Genomic DNA, 18,248 nt, shown 5'->3' on the forward strand with positions numbered 1-18,248 from the left:
CTTATTAAGCCTGTTTGGTTTTGAGGCGAATCACGTTCCATGATGCTTTGTTCAAGACTGCTTGCACTTTACCCTCGTCAACCGTTGTATATCCGCCGTTGTGAGGAACAACGTTACGTGGGTTTTCTTTAGTATTGGTGGCTTTCAAGTCGTTGTTCTCCAATACAATATGCTCCACAAATGTCGTTTCTCCGAAGGAGCGCAGATCCACATTCAGTTCCAACTTCTCATCCAGATGTCTGTTCACCGCAAAGATTGTGATCGTGCCGTTCTCTTCATCATGCACACTGATCGCTTCGAGATAAGGCACATCTGTAAAGTCTTTGGAATCATATTTAGGTGAAGTTGTGATGGATCGCAACACCGTACCACGACCGAAGTTGGATGCATGCATGAATGGGAAATACGTCGTCTGGAACCAGATTGCTCCGTTATTTTCCGTCATGATTGGTGCAATGGTGTTAATCAACTGAGCAAGACAAGCCATTTTTACACGGTCGGCATGCTTGAGTATGGTAATCAGGTAACAGCCCACAGCTAGAGCATCTTCATGTGTATACACATCTTCAAACTCTGGAGGTGCAATCTGCCACCGTTCCTCCATACGGCTTGTGCCGATGGATTTCCAGACATTCCATTCATCCAGAGACAGCATTAATTTCTTTTTGCTGCGTTTCTTGGCTTGTACAAAATCACAGATCGAAGCCACACTATCAATAAATTGATCCAGATCCAGCGATGTCGCCAGGAAGTCATACGTGTTGTCTTTATTATTGTTGTAGTACTGATGCAGGGACAAGTAGTCCACATTTTCATAGGTGAGATCCAGCACGGTTGCTTCCCAATCTGCAAATGTACTCATGTCACGGCTGGAACTTCCGCAAGCCACAAGCTCAATTTCCGGGTCTACCCATTTCATCGCTTTAGCGGTCTCATTGGCAATACGGCCATATTCATATGCAGTCATTGCACCAATCTGCCAAGGGCCGTCCATCTCGTTGCCTAGACACCAGGTTTTGAATTTATGCGGGTCCTTGTAACCGTGAGAGATACGCAGATCACTCCAGTATGTGCCAGATGGGTGGTTGCAGTATTCGATCAGGTTTCTGGCCGCATCAATGCCGCGAGTACCCAGGTTTACAGCCATCATGACTTCGGTTCCAACCAGTTTGGCCCAATCTGCAAATTCGTTTGTTCCTACCGCATTTGTTTCAATCGTCCACCAAGCGAGTTCAAGTCTGCGTTTACGCTCCGCTACCGGACCAACGCCGTCCTCCCAATTGTAACCGGATACGAAATTGCCGCCCGGATAACGAACAATTGGCACATTCAAAGCTTTAATCGCTTCAATGGCATCCTGACGGAAACCTTGAGCATCTGCCGTGGGATGACCTGGATCATAAATTCCGCCGTATACGGCCCGTCCCAGATGTTCTATAAATGAACCATAGACACGCGGATCTACTTCAGCAATCTGAAAATCTTTATCGATAAGCATTTTGGATGTAAGCAATGGGAAAACCTCCATAGAATTAATTTTAGGTGTGTAATAAACTTTATTTCAAGATGAGTTCGCATAAAAGCAAAATCAACAGATTGATTTGTTATCTAATGTGTATCATAATGCTATTATGTTGAGCAAGTTTATTTCGCAGGGTTCGCTAAATAACGAATTCTAAATCAATAATATATGGATTCTATAGAGATAGGGAAGTGAAGTTCATGATGCTTGGCACGGATGCCACATCCTTGATCATATATGAGGCGCTCGCCAGCGAGGTCCGTTTAAATATCGTTCGCTTATTATTGCAAAACAGGGAAATGCATATCAATGCGCTTGCCAAAGAGCTGTATCTGAGCAAAGCCATCGTTAGTACACATGTGAGCAAATTGCAGAAAGCGGGCATCGTAGGCAGCCGCATGAAGCGTGAGAACGGTGGAACGTATAAATACTGCTTTATTCTGCAAGAATTTATGACTATCAATCTCTCCCCTGAACCAGTTGATGCTCCTTATCATGAAGTCTCTATTCCGGTAGGTCAATATACAGATTATGAAGCATGGCCGACCTGCGGGATTGCGACAACTACGCAGATGATTGGACAGTACGACACGCCTGCCTGCTTTATGGACCCGGATCGGGTCAATGCAGGTATTCTTTGGTTTGCACAAGGTTTTCTGGAATATAAGATCCCCAATTATCTGAATACAGAACAGCATCTCCAGGAAATTGAAATTTCACTCGAACTCAGTTCGGAAGCACCCCAAGTTAATGAAAACTGGCCTTCTGACATCCGTTTTTCCCTTAATGGTCATCACCTCGGAACCTGGACAAGCCCAGGGGATTTTGGAGATCGGAAGGGCAAACATACACCGTTATGGTGGAAATTGGACGTCAACCAGTATGGTGTACTGAAGGTGCTGCGTATTAACGGAGAAGGGACGTTTATGGATAGCCAGCGCATCTCAGATGTGCGTATCCATGATCTGGAGCTGGATTCATCCACTTACTGGACGTTTGGATTAAGACCGGAAGAAGGGGTGCCCGGTCGAGGCGGACTTACGTTGTTCGGGAAAGGGTTTGGCAACTACGATCAGGACATTTTGATACGGTACTATTACGAGGCTGCTGAGTTATAAATTTGGCTAGTAAAATGTGGAATATTAGGATAAGATGTAACCATCTGAACAAAAAGGAGCGTTTTTAAATGTCTAACAAGGTGATTTTGCTTTAGGTTCACAGAAGGATATTTGCATTACAGAGATTCCTTTTGTGGACATTGCACTGCGGGAAACCGTCCAAACAATGTTTACTGGAGGAGATTATTATTAATTTTAACGAAGCTGTTAACATCAGCAATACACATGTACTGACGCTGGTACCCGAGTTGTTTCATCTGGAGGGTTACAATATTCAGCTTATTCCGCCTCATGAGGGTGGACGTAATGTCGTTTACACTTGCGAGCAAGAGGGGCGTGAATCGCTAATTCTACGGGTGTCTTTTTTGCCTGACAGAAAGCGGGAAGATTACATTGCCGAACTGGAGTATGTCCGGTATCTGTTTGAGCACGGTGCAAGTGTCTCGAATGTAGTTAGCTCGAAAAAGGGTCATCTGTTAGAAGAGATCACTTATAATGAGCATACGTTCTTTATCTGTATGTTTGTAAAAGCCAAGGGGAAGTTGCTGGTAGAAAACCATTATCAGTACCGTGAAGGGGTCCCACTTAGCGAATACTATTATAATAGCGGAAAAGTTCTGGGCAGGATGCATCAACTATCGAAAGGGTACACTCCCGTCCATCGCCGGCATCATTTGATTGACAATTACAGCGGTGAATATATTGATAACCTGGTACCTGAATCATTCCCTCTGCTTAAGGAGAAGATGGTTGAGCTCCTGAATACCTTACAAGGTTTGGATACAAACCAAGAGACATTCGGCATGATCCATTTTGATTATAACGATGGAAATTACTCGATCGATTTTGATACCGGTGAGATCACCGTGTATGATTTTGATAATTCATGCTTCGGTTGGTATATGTATGATTTGGCTGATCTATGGTCACATGGTATGGGCTGGATACAATTTGAGCCGGATGCGGATAAACGCAAACAGTTCATGGATGACTATTTCCAAACCGCCCTCGCTGGATATACTTCCGAAACCAAGATCGAAGATTCGATGCTGGAGAAGCTGCCTTTATTTATTCAAGTCACTCTCTTGGAGAATATTCTAGGTCAATTTGAGGAAATGCAGCGTGCTGGCGAAGAACCGGAAGCTAACGAAGAACTGTTGTATCTCATTAAATGTCTGGAAGAGGATATACCGTATAAAGGATTTTTCCATGAGATGTATTCCACTGAAGCTCCTTTTGAGTACGAGGGACGCTGAAGGGACCTGTACGTAAACTAAACCCTGAATAACCAAGGATTCATCAAGTGCGGAGGCAGCCGGATCGACCGGTTGCCTCTTTGTTTGTCTGCGGTATGTTATTCAAATTTGGAAGGGGGCACGTTGTAGAATTTTTTGAATGCTTTGGAGAACGTAAAGGGATCGGGATAACCCAGAAATCCGGCAATTTGCTGGATCGTATATTTTTTCTCGTACAGATAGTCTCTGGCCCGGTTCATTTTGATCTGATTGATATACTGCCCCGGTGTAATACCGAGAATTTTTTTGAACAAAGAAATAAAATATTTCTCAGAGACGCCAGCAATGTCTGCAAGTTCGTTAACTCGGATGGCACGATGCAGATTCGCATCCACGTATGGGAAGACATTTTGCAGAACTTCCAGACTTCCTTCGATCTTCTTCGGTTTTCGGTCTTTCAGAAACTCACCGTGATACAGGCCTTGCCCGTGTAATTCTAAAATTTTGGCGATGACGAGAAGTAGAGAGGCTTTCAAATAAAGTGGACTGGCGGAAGCGCCGCCACTCTGCTTGAATCTTCGATAGGACGAGGTGAATAGCGTTGATTCCTCTTGAATCAGATTGCCAGGTACGATGCCCGGGAGCTGAAACTCGCCGAGAATTCGCTTTTGCTCAGCGATGCTGAAATCAAAGTGCATGTATACGAATCGGCACATCTCTCCGGTCGTGGAAGCAATATAGGGCATATCCGGATAAAAAAACACCACGTCACCCGGGCCTGCGATATGCTCGATTCCATCGATGGTAATCTGGACGGAGCCTGCTGTAATGAACCACAGATCATAATCGGAATGAGCCTTGTGCTCCGTCCAATTACTGTCGTGCGTTTGTTCCAAATAAGAGCTCATGCGAAGTGTGATATACTCCGAAAGTTCGTCGATTATACTCATATTTACAGTTCCTGTGTGCATCTAATCCAACCTAATCCTCTCGACTTTATGACATCCTTTATATTTTACTATCATAACAAAGGATTTATCTCTTGTTAACTATCGTACGATATGACATGTTTTGAAAACTATCACACATTCCGATTCCAGCTCACTCACCTATAATGAACTTATATCGTTAAGAGGAGGGGGTATTGATGAATGCTACAAGTACACAACATCCAAAGGTAGTTGTTATTGGGGCGGGTAGCCTGTTTTTTGGTCGTCAGTCCATCTGGCAGATGGTACACTCCCCATATTTGAATCAGGGAACGCTGGCTTTGGTGGATACGAACGAGGAACGGCTCTCAAAAATGGTAAAACTAGCGGAAATGGTCGCCAAGGAGAACAACGTATCCCTAAAGATTGAGGGCTCGGTGGACCGAAGACAGGTGCTTCCTGGAGCCGATTTCGTTGTACTCAGCTTTGCGGAAGAATCGGTGAAATATCGGGGCATCGACTGCCAGGTTTCTCTAAAGTATGGGATTCGCATGTGTTCCGGTGATACGATTGGCCCGGGCGGGATCTTTCGCGCGATGCGGGAACTGCCGGTTATTATGGAATGCGCCAAAGACATAGAGGAGCTGTGTCCAGATGCGTGGGTGATCAATTATATTAACCCGTCTACCGTTCATGGCATCGCATTACATCGATATGCTCCGAAGCTTAAATCGTTTGCGCTGTGCGATAGTCATCATATGCCGCATAAAAAAGCCTATTACGCTGTACGAGCCGGAATCATTGCAAATACAAGCCAGTTCACCGCAGAAATAGACCAGAAATTCGATTTTCGCATCGCGGGTGTCAATCATTTCACTTGGCTGCTCAAAGCCGAGTATGAAGGAAAAAATGTGATGCCCACAATTGCAGAAGCCATGCGCAAGCTGGCAGGTGATGAGAATAACGGCGGTGATCGCGGCGCAAAAGCTCTTTTTAACGATGCGATTACCTATGAACTGTATGATATTTTCGGAATCATTCCTACTTGTACGGCGCATACAAAGGAATACGTTCGGTATTGGCAGGGTCTTGGAAAAACTGCAGATACCATTCCTCCATTATCGATCTGGGAGACAGAGGACAGATATCAGCGTCATGACGAAATGTGGAAGCAGGTGGATGACTTCCTTGCGGGGAACATTCCGATTGCCGATTATATGAGCACCTTCGGACCAGATCATGCGACAGATATCATCGAAAATATGGTGGGGAACTTGGGCAAAAAGTTCTTCATCAATACGCTCAATCAAGGTGCGGTAACCAATATGAATAACGATTCGTTCCTGGAACTACTATGCGATGTAGATATGGATGGGTCGAAACCACTCCATGTAGGCGAGATGCCGCGTGGGATAAGAGGGATGCAAGAACTTGTACTGGATACGCATGAGCTTACGGTTGAAGCTGTTCTGGAACAGAGCTACGAGAAGCTGAGAAGGGCGATGCTCACCGACCCGCTCGTGAGTTCCATCAGTGACGCGGACAAGATCATCCATGAATTGTTGGAGCTGGAGCGTAAGATGATTCCGGACATTTGGTATAAGGACAGACTGCAGTATAACTAAGAACGATAACGATCAAAGACCACGTCGGTTCCTTCCATGGGACTAACGTGGTCTTTGTTTTTATCTTTTGTCATGTATCAAGAAATCCTACTCCACTTTAAACAAGCTAGCATGGTCTTCATAGTACGAAGTAATAAAATCACGAAATTCTCGAACAATAGGAGATAACCATTTTTGTTTGACCCAGGATAGGCTAATGGGATATATGGCTGAATCATCAGCAATTTTTACATAACGTAACCCCAGTGCTCTACATACGGAGATCGGAATTAATGCAACACCTTGATTAAGGCTGATAATTTCAAGCAGGGTATGAGAATCGACCTCAAATGCATGATTGGGGAGGAAACCTGCTTTTTCACAGAGCATAGTTGTAAAGCGGCTGTACTCCTTATTATCGGCAAGGGAAATAAAGGGCTCATTTGCAACAACACTTAATGAAATGCTTGTTTCTCCGCCGTATGCATGATCCGTGGGCACAACAAGAACAATGTCCTCCTCAACAAGAACAACACTCTCAATCTCCTCATCCTGAATCGGATGCCCCGTAATGCCCAGATGCATGTCATTTTTCTTCAAACCTGTAATAATTTCACTGCGGGTCCCAATACCCTGATGAAGCTTGGTTTCAGGGGAACCGTTGATATAGTCACTAATGAGACCTGTGAGGAACCGAGTATTCGTAATCGAGATCCTGATTGTATTGGATATTTGCTGTTCCTCCGCTTTAATCTCCATCTCTGCATTTTCAATTTCAATAAAAATCCGGTTTACATGCTTCAATAAAATCTCACCTGAGGAATTCAATTGAATGTTTCTTCCTCTCCTGTGGAATAAGGGGGTACCCAGTTCATCCTCAAGTCTTTTAATCGTTAAGCTTAGGGAAGGTTGAGCAATATTCAATTGGGCAGCTGCCTTGGAGATATGTTCAGTATAGGCAACGGTCTGAAAGTATTTTAGCTGAAGCAATTCCATTTATCTGCACTCCTTATTTATTCTGATAAATATATATAGTACTTATTATGTATTATATTAAATTTAAATATTGATGTAGAATTTTTTTATGAGATACAGATCAAATTTTAAATAACAAAATTCAACTAAATTTATAAGGTAGGTGTCTTTGATGAAAATCGATGTGAATAACATAGCTAAAAATCTGAATACACCCCTAACGGCTCCGGCATATCCAATGCCACCGTACAAATTCGTGAATCGTGAATATTTGAATATTATTTACCGGACCGATGAAAAAGCGTTGCGGGCAGCCGTACCAGAGCCTCTGGCAATTACGGAACCTTTGGTTAAATTCGAAGTGATGTGGATGCCAGATGTTTCTGGACTGGGTGCATATACAGAAGCTGGACAAGTCATTCCTGTGCAATTCAATGGGGAGGAAGGCGATTATGTGCATTCGATGTACGTAGACAATTTCCCCGCGATTGCGAGTGGTCGAGAGCTCACGGCCTATCCGAAAAAGCTGGGCGCACCCAAGTTGTATACCGATTCGGATACACTTGTTGGCACACTTGATTATGGAACGCTGCGTGTAGCCACGGCAACGATGGGCTATAAACATGTGGAGTTGGATAAAGAGTTCGCGAAACGTGAAATATGCCGACCTAATTTTATGATTAAGATTGCTACCGACTATACCGGGAATTTAAGAATATGTGATCTGATCCGTACTCAAATTACGGACATCGAAGTGAAGGAGGCCTGGACAGGACCTGCCCGGCTTCAACTGTTCGAACATGCGTTGGCACCTCTTGCAGATCTGCCTGTGCTGGAAGTGTTGTCCGCTTCTCATATCCTTACCAACCTAACCTTAAACGCAGCACAACCTGTATATAACTACCTGGAAGAGAAATAAGGAGGAAAAATAAAATGAGAATTGCAATTGTAGGAGCAGGATCTTTGGGAACCATCGTGGGTGCATACCTTGCGGATGGTGGACTTGACGTTGAGTTAATTGATGCATATCAAGAACATGTAGATGCTTTAAATCAGACGGGTGCTAAAGTGACGGGTACCACAGAGTTTCAGGCCAAAGTAAAAGCAATTACTCCTGATCAGAAATCAGGACAGTATGACCTTGTTTTACTTTTAACCAAACAACTCTACAACGATTCCATTCTTCAGGAATTACTTCCATTCTTGAAAGAAGAAAGTATGGTGTGTTCGTTGCAGAACGGGATTCCGGAAGAAAAAGTGGCGTCCATTGTGGGTGAAAAACGTGTCATTGCTGGCTCCGTTGAATTCGGCGCTACGTTCATTGAACCAGGTGTATCAAGTCTGACTACCGAGTACACTCAATTTAAGCAGTATGCTTTTCAGATTGGCGAATTAAATGGTGAAATTACCGAACGAATTCAACGCGTAAAATCGGTGTTGGACCTTGTGGGTGGAACTCATATTTCCGATAACCTGGTTGGAACCAAATGGTCCAAATTGCTGATCAACAATGCATTTAGTGGTTTATCGGCTGCATTGAATGGGGAATACGGAGACATTATCGATCATGAAGCCGGCATTGTGAGTGCAGCTCATATTGCGGACGAGACGATTAAAGTTGCTCGCGCCAATGGGGTTACCTTGGTTAAAATGAATGGATTCGACATCGCTTCACTCGAACTGAACAGCGAAGAAGATATCCCTGAACGGGTGAAAACATTACGTTACGTGATGGAGCCCTCCAGACTGCTCAAAGCAAGCATGCTTCAAGATCTAGAGAAAAACCGCAAAACGGAGATTGATTATATTAACGGGGTTGTTTCAATCAGGGCAGAAGGTACCGGAATTGCGACACCTTATAATGATTTAGTTGTAAAACTGGTCAAATCTGCTGAAGAAACTCTTACCGTTCCTGATTTTGACACGAACATAAAAGCTTTTGAAGAACTATTAAGTGGACAATAATAAATTCAATTATTTCAACTGAAAGTCGCTAATATAGCGGCTTTTTTGTTGTATCAGTAAATCTAATCAGGCTTGATTTTGCTACAGATAGAATATTCTTCGTGATTTTTTTTCCTAATATTATACAAAAAGGGGAATTAAATTTGATATAATATAGACTTGCTGGTTATTTTTCTATTCGAAGGAGATACATATGAGGAAATCTTGGGGGTAATTCGGGTTTTATTTGGTTGTATGGGACATACATTATTTATGTTCTTGCAAACAGACTTGATGATGAGGTAGAACTAGTTATGGAGCAAATTATGCAGAAATATAAGCGAAGAACAACACAAGCACAGTTCAAGGCAGCTTACGGATTATATCGCAAGGATATGTTTGCCATTCGGCAAGCTGTACCTCATATCGGCTTATCGGACTACCGTACATATTACGAAACCATTCTACTCTTGGAAGACGGGAAAAGTGAAGATGCGCGTGAAAGACTTCAATCCATTAAAAAACAGTGGATGCGATCAACATTGCTCGCGGGTATTGAACTTAAAGCAGAAAACCGTGATATCGCTATTCAGCACGCGCATGAAGCACTTAACTCTTCCAGAGGTGTTAATCGTTATATAAGGAATACGAAAGAGTATTACCAGAGGTTGTTGGACACATATCGTAAGATGGTGAAAATGTTTTGAAAAAATAAACCGTGCTTCACGGTTTATTTTTTTTCATTTACTAGCAGAGGTGTGAGTCCATCCTTAGCAAAAATAGAGGGTAGAATCGTCAATAACCTCTCACGGGTAAGGGGATCATCGTAGTTCCAGCCAGCTTCTACTATATGTACTTTACTGGGTAACAACATGCCAACCAAACTTTGGAGCGGAGAAGGTATATTTACATTCATCTCCTCCTGAGGTACCATCACGAAGTTTCGGTCTCCACCGTATTGTGTGATTTTATTGTGATCAATTTGTATCCAAGGTCTGCCATTAATGATCAGTTGATTTATGGATTCGTTGGGTCGAAAGCCAAGTGATTCATACACGGTAGCAGCAAATCCCGTCTGTCCCATAACATATATGTTCTTACCCAGCACCAGATAGACAGTTGCTCGTTCTCCTGCAATATAATCATCCGCCAATTGTCGCCGTATCCTCCTGACACTTTCCTCATAGCGGTCGATCCACTGTTCAGCCGTTCTGCTTCGACCGAAAAGATCCGCAATATAACGAAGACGCTCAAAAGTGCTGGTTGATTCGCGATAAACGATGGTAGGTGCAATGGCATCCAGTCGAGGTAACTGCTGCTCACTATAGTTGCCTAGCAGGATAAGATCAGGCTTCAGTAGGGAGACTTGTTCCGGTGCTCCTTGCAGGCCAATATCCGGGATGTGATGCAGTTTGTTTCGATATATGACTTGTGATTTCATTGTAGTTATACCCGCACCGACTGGACGGATACCGATAGCAAGCAACTCACCAAGGGTATTGGTACCTGTGGCCACGATTCGTATAGCCACATCAGGGAGGGAAATCTGCCTGCCGAGGGAATCGGTGATCGTTCTTTGCCTGGTACGTCTTAGTATATTGGCGTATTCCCGGGGAGGGTGTCCTGTGAGCTGATGAAAGCGTCGACTGAAATAATACTCATCCTTAAAACCGACTTGTCGGGATATTTCACGTAAGGTCTCGGTAGAACTGGACAGTAGTCTTTTAGCGTGTTGGACCCTAAGCTCTGTTAGGTAGTCCGTCGGCTTCTTGCCAGTAATCACTTTAAACAATTTGCTATATTGCCATCGAACCATGCCGGCCATTTCCGCCAAAAGCTCTACGGTCAGATCTTCGTTGTAGTGCTGCTCCATATAGCTGAGTGTACGCTGTACCGCTTGATCATTTTGCACTGGCGGAGCAGCGCTTTCTAGCTGAGCCATCAGGCTAAGTATCAGTTGCAGCCGGGCCTGAGTAACTGCTGATTTTGAATGATGCGTAGGCGTAAATTTCTTCTCCTGCAACCGATTTTGCTTGTTGGATTGCAAAGGCAGCGGAGAAATCCAGTCTTCACTTGCCAACGCAAGTTTTATAGTAGAAAGAGACAGCCTGTAAGGAAATCCCAGAATAAGAGGAGGGCAAGCCGGAAGCAGAGTCAACTGATCCACTTGAAAAGAAAGAAAGGTCAACCGGGCTACATGCGCTTGCTCTTTTATCGTTTTGAGAATGTAGGATTGCTGAGTAGGGAGCAGAATACAACTGCCTTGGCTCAGATCTTGGGAGATGTTGTTTGTTAACAGCCGAATTCCATGATCCAGAGCAATAAGCAATGTATATTCATTGGCAGCCTTGCTCTTGGTTGATGGATTATGATGATTGGTTTCCTGCAGTGGTGTGAGCTGAAGCAGATCATGCTGCTGCAGTTGGATGTATAGGGAAGCCATTTTCATTCTGGAGCACTCCGATCTAGTGATAATAATTCTCAATTACTAGTTTACCACATTTTACACGTTAGAGAATGTTTCGTTGCAGACCTTATTACACGATGCTGAAGTTTACAGAATCCAAAAATCCTCCATAACCAAAGAGGTTGGAGGATTTTTGACGTTATCTATGCGATATTATTGATTCATCCATTTCGGTAGTTCATCAAGCAATTGCTCCAGTGCCAGTAGGTTGTCGGTATTCCAATCGGCTGATGCTTTGTAAACGTGTCCTTGCTGAACGGCCGGCAATGTTTTCCATAGTGTGCTCTGTAACAACCGATCAGATTCAGCTCGACTTTCGTCATTATCCAGCGTTAGGACAAAGAGATGATCTCCTGCATAGTCCGGCATTAGTTCTTCCGAAAGTTCGACGAATGTTAGCTCCTTGTCGATAATGTTTTGCTGAATTGCTGGTGGAATTGCAAATCCGTGCTCTTGATACAAGACTACACCCAATGAACGATTGCCCATCACATAGAGCTGTTTACCCAACTGCAAGAAGATGGTCGCTGTCTCGCCCTCTGCCACATTCAGCTTGTCCCGCATCGCTTCCGCTTTTGTATCAAATCTGCTGATCCATTGCTCTGCCTCATCCTGTTTGCCAAAAATGTTGCCAAGTTCGCGTACGCGTTCCGTAAATGGTAACGCCGAGTTGAACGGAATGGTAGGCGCAATCTTCGAAAAAGCGGTGTTTCGGTCAGCATCTTGGTTATAACCATTCAAAATCAAGTCAGGCTGCAAGGCTGTTATTGCCTCCAAATCACCAGGATTTCCGACATCATCAATACCTTCTAATCGGTCTACAATATAGCTTTCGGAAGCATGAATCAGATTGGCTCCAACGACGGAAATATCCATGGCCAGGAGATCTCCAAGTGTTGAACCAAGATAGATCACCCGTTGCGGCTGAGTGGGTATTACAATCACTTCGCCTGTTTGGGTTGTATAGCTTTTTGTCGTTTGTTCGTTGATCTTCACAGCTTCTTGTGAAGGGGCGCTTTCCGAACGGCTGCATGCTGCAAGGACGGATAGAAGAAGGAAGCATGCTCCCCATATGAATAGGTGTTTCTTAATTGTACTGTTCATCATTGTTTCCCCCTGAGTTCTCTTTTTCTCATTGATAACCATTATCAATTACAACGTAATTATAGGTGCCTTTTCAGCGGCTTACAATGAAAAAAACGCAGTGAATTTATTTGTACAAATGTCAATGCGTGCATCTATTTGTTCGTTGCTTTGTTTTCAATCCGCAGGTGTGTTGTCATCGGAGTATGCGTGATCAAAAACAGCTTGCTGTATAAGGAATTAATAACCTTTGGATAATAATGACATTGACAACTGCAGGTTTTTCCAAAATAATAGTATGTAATTGAATACTGGTACCTTTAATTCAGTCCAGAGAGGCTGGCAAGGGCAGCGGATTTCATAATCACGCGAGAATCAGGGCTTATCCCGTCATGGGATGCTCTGTGTCTTCGCGCGGATTATGATGCAAAAAGAGGCTACTTGTCAGTGTATAACTTGACGAGTAGCCTCTTTTTTCTGCTTTTTTTGGTATCAGATACACTTTACGTTGGGGGTATTCTGATGAGCAAACAAGATCAAGAGTTTTCATGGCAAGCTGTACCGAAATCACAAAGAAACCACTTTTGGAAGACGTTATCCGTCATGCTCGGTTTCACATTTTTCTCAGCAAGCATGCTGGCAGGAGGCACGTTGGGAGTAAGCTTGACGTTCATGGAGTTCATTGGCATCGTGCTTGCAGGCAATCTGGTGCTCGGTATCTACACAGGGGCATTGGCACATATCGCCGCCAAAACGGGCCTGTCCACACATTTGCTCGCTAAATATGCGTTCGGTGCAAAAGGGTCGTATCTGCCTTCATTCCTGCTAGGCTTCACACAAGTCGGATGGTTCGGAGTAGGCGTAGCCATGTTCGCGATTCCGGTCGCCAAAGCCATGGACTGGAACGTGTACCTGTTGATTATCGTGTTCGGACTTGCCATGACAGCATCAGCCATTTTCGGCATGAAGTCACTCGTCATTCTCGGATATATCGCGGTTCCTGCGATTGCCATTCTCGGTGGTTACTCCATGTTCGAAGGTGCAGGTTCGCTGGGCGGTCTGCAAGGGTTGCTTGATTACACGCCGACTCAGTCGCTTACCGCGGCGGCAGCATTAACGATCTGTATCGGATCATTCATAAGCGGCGGAACGCTGACACCCGATTTTGCCCGGTTTTCCCGGACATCGAAACAGGCAGTTACCGCAACAGTGATTGCATTCTTCCTGGGTAACTCACTCATGTTTCTGTTTGGTGCAGTTGGTGCAATGGCCTATAACTTGGCCGATATCTCGGAGGTCATGTTCCTGCAAGGATTGATCATCCCGGCAATCATCGTTCTAGGCTTGAATATCTGGACAACCAACGATAATGCACTGTACGCTTCGGGTCTTGGTTTTGCGAACATCACCAAAATCTCAAAGAAATTCTTCGTCGTCGTAAACGGTATCGTGGGTACCGTATTCGCCATGTGGATGTACAACAACTTCGTCAGCTTCCTAAACGTACTGGGCGCGGCGGTACCATCCATCGGGGCTATTATTATCGCAGATTACTTCATTGTGAAACGTAGAAACTATAAGCCATTTGCCGACATGTCATTCAAAAATGTAAACTGGGTAGCGATGGTGGCTTGGGCCATCGGCGTTGGATTCGCCCAACTGGCTCCTGGCGTAACACCATTGAACGCACTGCTTGGTACAGCAGTGGCCTATATCGTCTTGATGCTGATTGTTCCTGCGAAAGAAACCAAAGAAATGGGGAAAATAAATGATTATACAGAACGCAAAATTGCGGGGTAAAGAAGGACTATGGAATATCTTTGTGAAAGATGGAAAGTTTGAACGAATTACACAATCGCTGGAAGTGACCGAAAATGAAGAGATGCTGGATGTCAACGGATCGCTTGTGCTGCCACCGTTCATTGAGCCGCATATTCATCTCGATACAACGCTCACAGCAGGCGAGCCGGAGTGGAATCTAAGCGGAACGCTGTTCGAAGGCATCCAACGCTGGTCAGAGCGCAAAGCTTTCTTGACACATGAAGATGTCAAAACACGTTCCAAAACGGCACTGAAATGGCAATTGGCACAAGGTATCCAGCATGTACGGACCCATGTGGACGTTACCGATCCAAGCTTGATTGCTGTTAAAGCGATGCTTGAAGTAAAAGAAGAAATGGCTCCATATATGGACATTCAGCTTGTTGCTTTCCCACAGGAAGGCATTCACTCTTATCCAAACGGGGCAGAATTGCTGGAAGAGTCACTGAAAATGGGCGTTGACGTGGTCGGCGGCATTCCACACTTCGAATTCACACGGGAATACGGCGTTGATTCAATGAAAGTTGCGTTTGATCTGGCCGAAAAATACGACCGTCTGATCGATATCCATTGTGATGAAATCGATGACGAGCAATCCCGTTTTGTTGAAGTTGTTGCCAAGGAAGCTTACGAACGCGGACTGGGTTCACGCACAACGGCAAGTCATACAACCGCGATGGGGTCATACAATGACGCTTATACGTACAAGTTGTTCCGTTTGCTGAAGATGGCCGATCTGAACTTTGTCTCCAATCCGTTGGTTAATATTCACCTGCAAGGACGCTTCGACACGTATCCAAAAAGAAGAGGGCTGACGCGTGTCAAAGAGTTGCAGGAAGCAGGTCTGAATGTGTGCTTTGGTCACGATGACATCTTCGATCCATGGTATCCGCTCGGTACAGGCAACATGCTGCAAGTACTGCACATGGGGATTCATGCTTCGCAGTTGCTTGGTTACGACCAGATCGTGAATTCGATCGACCTCATTACAAAAAACAGCGCAAGAACGTTACACATTGAGGATGTATACGGTATTGAAGAAGGTAAACCTGCTAACTTCATCGTACTTGAAGCAGAGAACGAATATGAGGCTGTTCGCAAACAAGCTGGCGTACTTTATTCCTACAGAGGCGGCCGTAAAATTGCGGAATCGAAGCCGCGGGACACATCCATCATTTTTGAGGGTGGTACAGAAAAGGTTACTTTTAATAAATAATGAAGAAAATATACTCCCATTAAGGTCGCTATTTTAGCGGCTTTTTTCTTTTTTTACTGTCTACATACAATAAGAACCAAACATTCAGCTTGTCTTAAGTGCTTCACTAGAAGCCTGCTTCCCGCCTTTTTTACGAACAAAACTAATGATCAACAGTAGCAGTGGTAACAAGCCAAATAAAAAAATGGACATATTGCCAAGAAAATCACCCAAAGCTAACGTTTCCTCCAAGTTTTTAGGCAAGTAAGCAATTACATACAAGACTGGCAACATCGCGAATTGTATGCTCGTAATATTTTTGAGACGAAACAAATCTCGGATCCCGATTGCTGCAAAATAGTGTTTAAAAGCATAGGTTGCAAAGATCTGCATCAGCCAAAACACAATGAACAGCGATTCATAACGCTCAAAAAGAAACCCCTCAATTTCAAAACTTCGAACCATGTCGAACGTTGGCCACATTCGTGTTTGAATTCCTGGCAAAGATAAGTTTCCTACAACGGTAACAATCGTGACCAAATAGATGATCGTACAACTAAGTATGCTGTATATAGCAGCTTTATTGCTTGCTTTCACGTCTACCATGTAAGCTGTGATGATGAGTAAAACTTCATATCCAGAATAGGAAAGACACGAAGGTTTAAGACCTTTCAACACAGGCATGAATCCATCGCCCAGGAGTGGTCTGAGGTTATTAATTTCAAACATCTTGCTGCTTAAAAGGAAAACCAGGGCTAACAACACAAGCGTAACGGGCAACACGATTGAAAAGACCCGGATGATGACCTTAAGACCACCCGTTAACATATAAATACCAATCCACAAACTGACCATAATGGTGACCCAAGTAGGCGTGCGCTCAAGGATGTACATACTTGTAATTTCGGCCATGACTCTAACTTCGAATGAACAAAGAACAACAAAATACACGATAATTAAAAGTCCCAATAGATAAGCAATCCACTGACCTGTGATTTCGGGTATAAATTCGAATACCGTTTTACCGGGGAATCTACGACACAAGGTTACAAGGAGGATGCTGATTGTGGTTACAATTAATCCTGATAAAATGACAGAAATCCATACATCTGGTGTCCCTACTGCTTTACTAATTGTGCGAGGGAGTGTTAGAATTCCAGCTCCGAGTATTGAATTGATAACTACAATAATTACCTCGGAGGTATTAATATTAGATGTGGATTGCTTCATTGGCCTTCGCTCCAAACCGGAGAATATATTTCTAGGTAGTATCGCCCAACGCAGTTGTTTTATGTAAAATAAGCTGTACTGATATAATGTAGAGATATTCAATAATGAATTGAAGATGAGGATGCAGGTTATGCCAAAGAACGATAATATGTTAGCCATTCTATGGATGCTGAATTCAGGCACCAAAGTAACTGCAAAACAGATGTCCGAAAAGTTAGAAATCAATATAAGAACCGTATATCGATATATTGATGCATTATGTGCCAGTGGAGTACCGATCATTTCCGATACAGGTCACAACGGCGGGTATAGCTTGCTGAATCAGCATATCAAAGCACCTCTGTTATTTGATATTGATGAAAAAAAGGCACTTCTCCAAGCTGCTGTGTTTGCAAAAGAAGCTGGATACCCTTTGAGTGAGGCATTGGACAATGCAACATCCAAATTGAAAATGTATACAAATCAGGATCAGGAACACACACTTCGCCGTCATTTAGCCGGGTTTAACGTTATCAATCGCATGGGAGATCCATCCGTTCAGCTGATCTTGGCGGAATTGGAGCAAGCCGTGGCTAATGATTGCTCTGTCGAAATTGATTATCGCAGAAGCCGAGATGAACAACCCAGGAATAGAGTAATAGACCCGTATGGAATGGTTTACTGGAATAATAAATGGTATACCATTGCGTTTTGCCACTTGAGGAATGAATTCCGCAGCTTTCGGGCAGATCGTATTCTGCGAATCAAGCTTACCCCGCTCCGTTTTAAGCGTTCGGAAGCTTTTTCTGCTCGTGAATTTTTTCTGCAAAATTTGTTACCTGATGTAGGGGGGGAAGAGGGGGTAATTTCCTTGGTTATCAAAGGCCGATTCGAGGCATTGGATGACTTGGGGCTGCACTGGTTTATGGGACATTATCTGAAAGAGCGGACTTCTAATCAAGCCATCTTTTTATTTGATGAAAAATCAATTGATACATACGTCCCCTATTTTCTCCTATCCTATGGGAAGTCCATTCAAGTCATCGAACCACAGCGTTTGAAGGACAGACTTGTTGCTGTTGTATCCGAGTTAATGGAATACTATCAACTTTAACAACTTCACTGACAGTAGATGTCAGTGAAGTT

15 protein-coding genes are annotated in these 18,248 nt (G+C 43.8%); 9 read left to right on the plus strand and 6 right to left on the minus strand.

The genetic code is table 11. The features are described from left to right. Nucleotides 1–4: 4 nt before the first annotated feature. Nucleotides 5–1,498, minus strand: coding sequence for an alpha-N-arabinofuranosidase (locus tag MHI48_RS15320; RefSeq protein WP_405144663.1), 1,494 nt, complete (start codon nucleotides 1,496–1,498; stop codon nucleotides 5–7). A 224-nt stretch (nucleotides 1,499–1,722) separates the two neighbouring features. Between MHI48_RS15320 and MHI48_RS15325 the strand changes: the two genes are divergently transcribed. Then, nucleotides 1,723–2,640, plus strand: coding sequence for an ArsR/SmtB family transcription factor (locus MHI48_RS15325; RefSeq protein ID WP_405144552.1), 918 nt, complete (start codon nucleotides 1,723–1,725; stop codon nucleotides 2,638–2,640). A 131-nt stretch (nucleotides 2,641–2,771) separates the two neighbouring features. Next, nucleotides 2,772–3,896 (plus strand): phosphotransferase enzyme family protein, encoded by a 1,125-nt coding sequence (locus MHI48_RS15330; RefSeq protein WP_255319837.1) that lies wholly within the window; start codon nucleotides 2,772–2,774, stop codon nucleotides 3,894–3,896. 98 nt (nucleotides 3,897–3,994) lie between these two features. Here MHI48_RS15330 and MHI48_RS15335 read toward each other — a convergent pair whose 3' ends face one another. Then, complete coding sequence (locus tag MHI48_RS15335) at nucleotides 3,995–4,846, minus strand: AraC family transcriptional regulator (RefSeq protein WP_127548602.1); 852 nt, start codon at nucleotides 4,844–4,846, stop codon at nucleotides 3,995–3,997. A 176-nt stretch (nucleotides 4,847–5,022) separates the two neighbouring features. On the opposite strand from MHI48_RS15335, the gene MHI48_RS15340 reads away from it, so the two are divergent. Then, a complete protein-coding gene (locus MHI48_RS15340) occupies nucleotides 5,023–6,429 on the plus strand; it encodes a glycoside hydrolase family 4 (RefSeq protein WP_405144554.1) in 1,407 nt (468 codons plus the stop codon). A gap of 87 nt (nucleotides 6,430–6,516) precedes the next feature. Here the strand turns inward: MHI48_RS15340 and MHI48_RS15345 are convergent, their stop codons facing one another. Next, nucleotides 6,517–7,404 carry a LysR family transcriptional regulator gene (locus tag MHI48_RS15345; protein ID WP_036615729.1) on the minus strand — a complete coding sequence of 296 codons (888 nt, stop codon included), beginning with the start codon at nucleotides 7,402–7,404 and terminating at the stop codon, nucleotides 6,517–6,519. A gap of 151 nt (nucleotides 7,405–7,555) precedes the next feature. On the opposite strand from MHI48_RS15345, the gene MHI48_RS15350 reads away from it, so the two are divergent. From MHI48_RS15350 to MHI48_RS15360, 3 genes are all read left to right on the plus strand, one after another. After that, nucleotides 7,556–8,302: an acetoacetate decarboxylase gene (locus MHI48_RS15350; protein ID WP_340982517.1), complete on the plus strand. Its 747-nt coding sequence runs from the start codon at nucleotides 7,556–7,558 to the stop codon at nucleotides 8,300–8,302. Nucleotides 8,303–8,316: 14 nt separating this feature from the next. Then, nucleotides 8,317–9,348, plus strand: a complete 1,032-nt coding sequence (locus MHI48_RS15355) for a ketopantoate reductase family protein (RefSeq protein WP_405144555.1) — start codon at nucleotides 8,317–8,319, stop codon at nucleotides 9,346–9,348. 293 nt (nucleotides 9,349–9,641) lie between these two features. Then, nucleotides 9,642–10,034 carry a hypothetical protein gene (locus tag MHI48_RS15360; RefSeq protein ID WP_405144556.1) on the plus strand — a complete coding sequence of 131 codons (393 nt, stop codon included), beginning with the start codon at nucleotides 9,642–9,644 and terminating at the stop codon, nucleotides 10,032–10,034. Nucleotides 10,035–10,057: 23 nt separating this feature from the next. Here the strand turns inward: MHI48_RS15360 and MHI48_RS15365 are convergent, their stop codons facing one another. Both MHI48_RS15365 and MHI48_RS15370 read right to left on the minus strand, forming a co-directional pair. Further along, the gene (locus tag MHI48_RS15365; RefSeq protein ID WP_405144557.1) at nucleotides 10,058–11,776 is read right to left on the minus strand and encodes a helix-turn-helix domain-containing protein; all 1,719 of its coding nucleotides are present in this window, start codon (nucleotides 11,774–11,776) and stop codon (nucleotides 10,058–10,060) included. A 171-nt stretch (nucleotides 11,777–11,947) separates the two neighbouring features. Then, nucleotides 11,948–12,901 carry an ABC transporter substrate-binding protein gene (locus tag MHI48_RS15370; protein ID WP_405144558.1) on the minus strand — a complete coding sequence of 318 codons (954 nt, stop codon included), beginning with the start codon at nucleotides 12,899–12,901 and terminating at the stop codon, nucleotides 11,948–11,950. Nucleotides 12,902–13,399: 498 nt separating this feature from the next. Between MHI48_RS15370 and codB the strand changes: the two genes are divergently transcribed. Next, nucleotides 13,400–14,677: a cytosine permease gene (gene codB, locus MHI48_RS15375; protein ID WP_036615717.1), complete on the plus strand. Its 1,278-nt coding sequence runs from the start codon at nucleotides 13,400–13,402 to the stop codon at nucleotides 14,675–14,677. Then, on the plus strand, nucleotides 14,646–15,914 hold the full coding sequence (locus tag MHI48_RS15380) for a cytosine deaminase (protein WP_405144559.1): 1,269 nt from the start codon (nucleotides 14,646–14,648) through the stop codon (nucleotides 15,912–15,914). The genes codB and MHI48_RS15380 overlap by 32 nt, the downstream gene beginning before the upstream one ends. Before the next feature lie 84 nt (nucleotides 15,915–15,998). On the opposite strand, the gene MHI48_RS15385 is transcribed toward MHI48_RS15380, so the two are convergent. Then, nucleotides 15,999–17,123 carry a GerAB/ArcD/ProY family transporter gene (locus MHI48_RS15385; protein WP_338706022.1) on the minus strand — a complete coding sequence of 375 codons (1,125 nt, stop codon included), beginning with the start codon at nucleotides 17,121–17,123 and terminating at the stop codon, nucleotides 15,999–16,001. Between the two features lie 130 nt (nucleotides 17,124–17,253). Here MHI48_RS15385 and MHI48_RS15390 point away from each other — a divergent pair, with 130 nt between their 5' ends. Beyond that, entirely contained in the window at nucleotides 17,254–18,216 is a 963-nt protein-coding gene (locus tag MHI48_RS15390) for a helix-turn-helix transcriptional regulator (protein WP_405144560.1), read from the plus strand. Nucleotides 18,217–18,248: the final 32 nt, after the last annotated feature.

This window comes from Paenibacillus sp. FSL H7-0942 (assembly GCF_045040715.1).
In the GTDB taxonomy this organism is placed as follows: Bacteria; Bacillota; Bacilli; order Paenibacillales; family Paenibacillaceae; genus Paenibacillus; species Paenibacillus amylolyticus.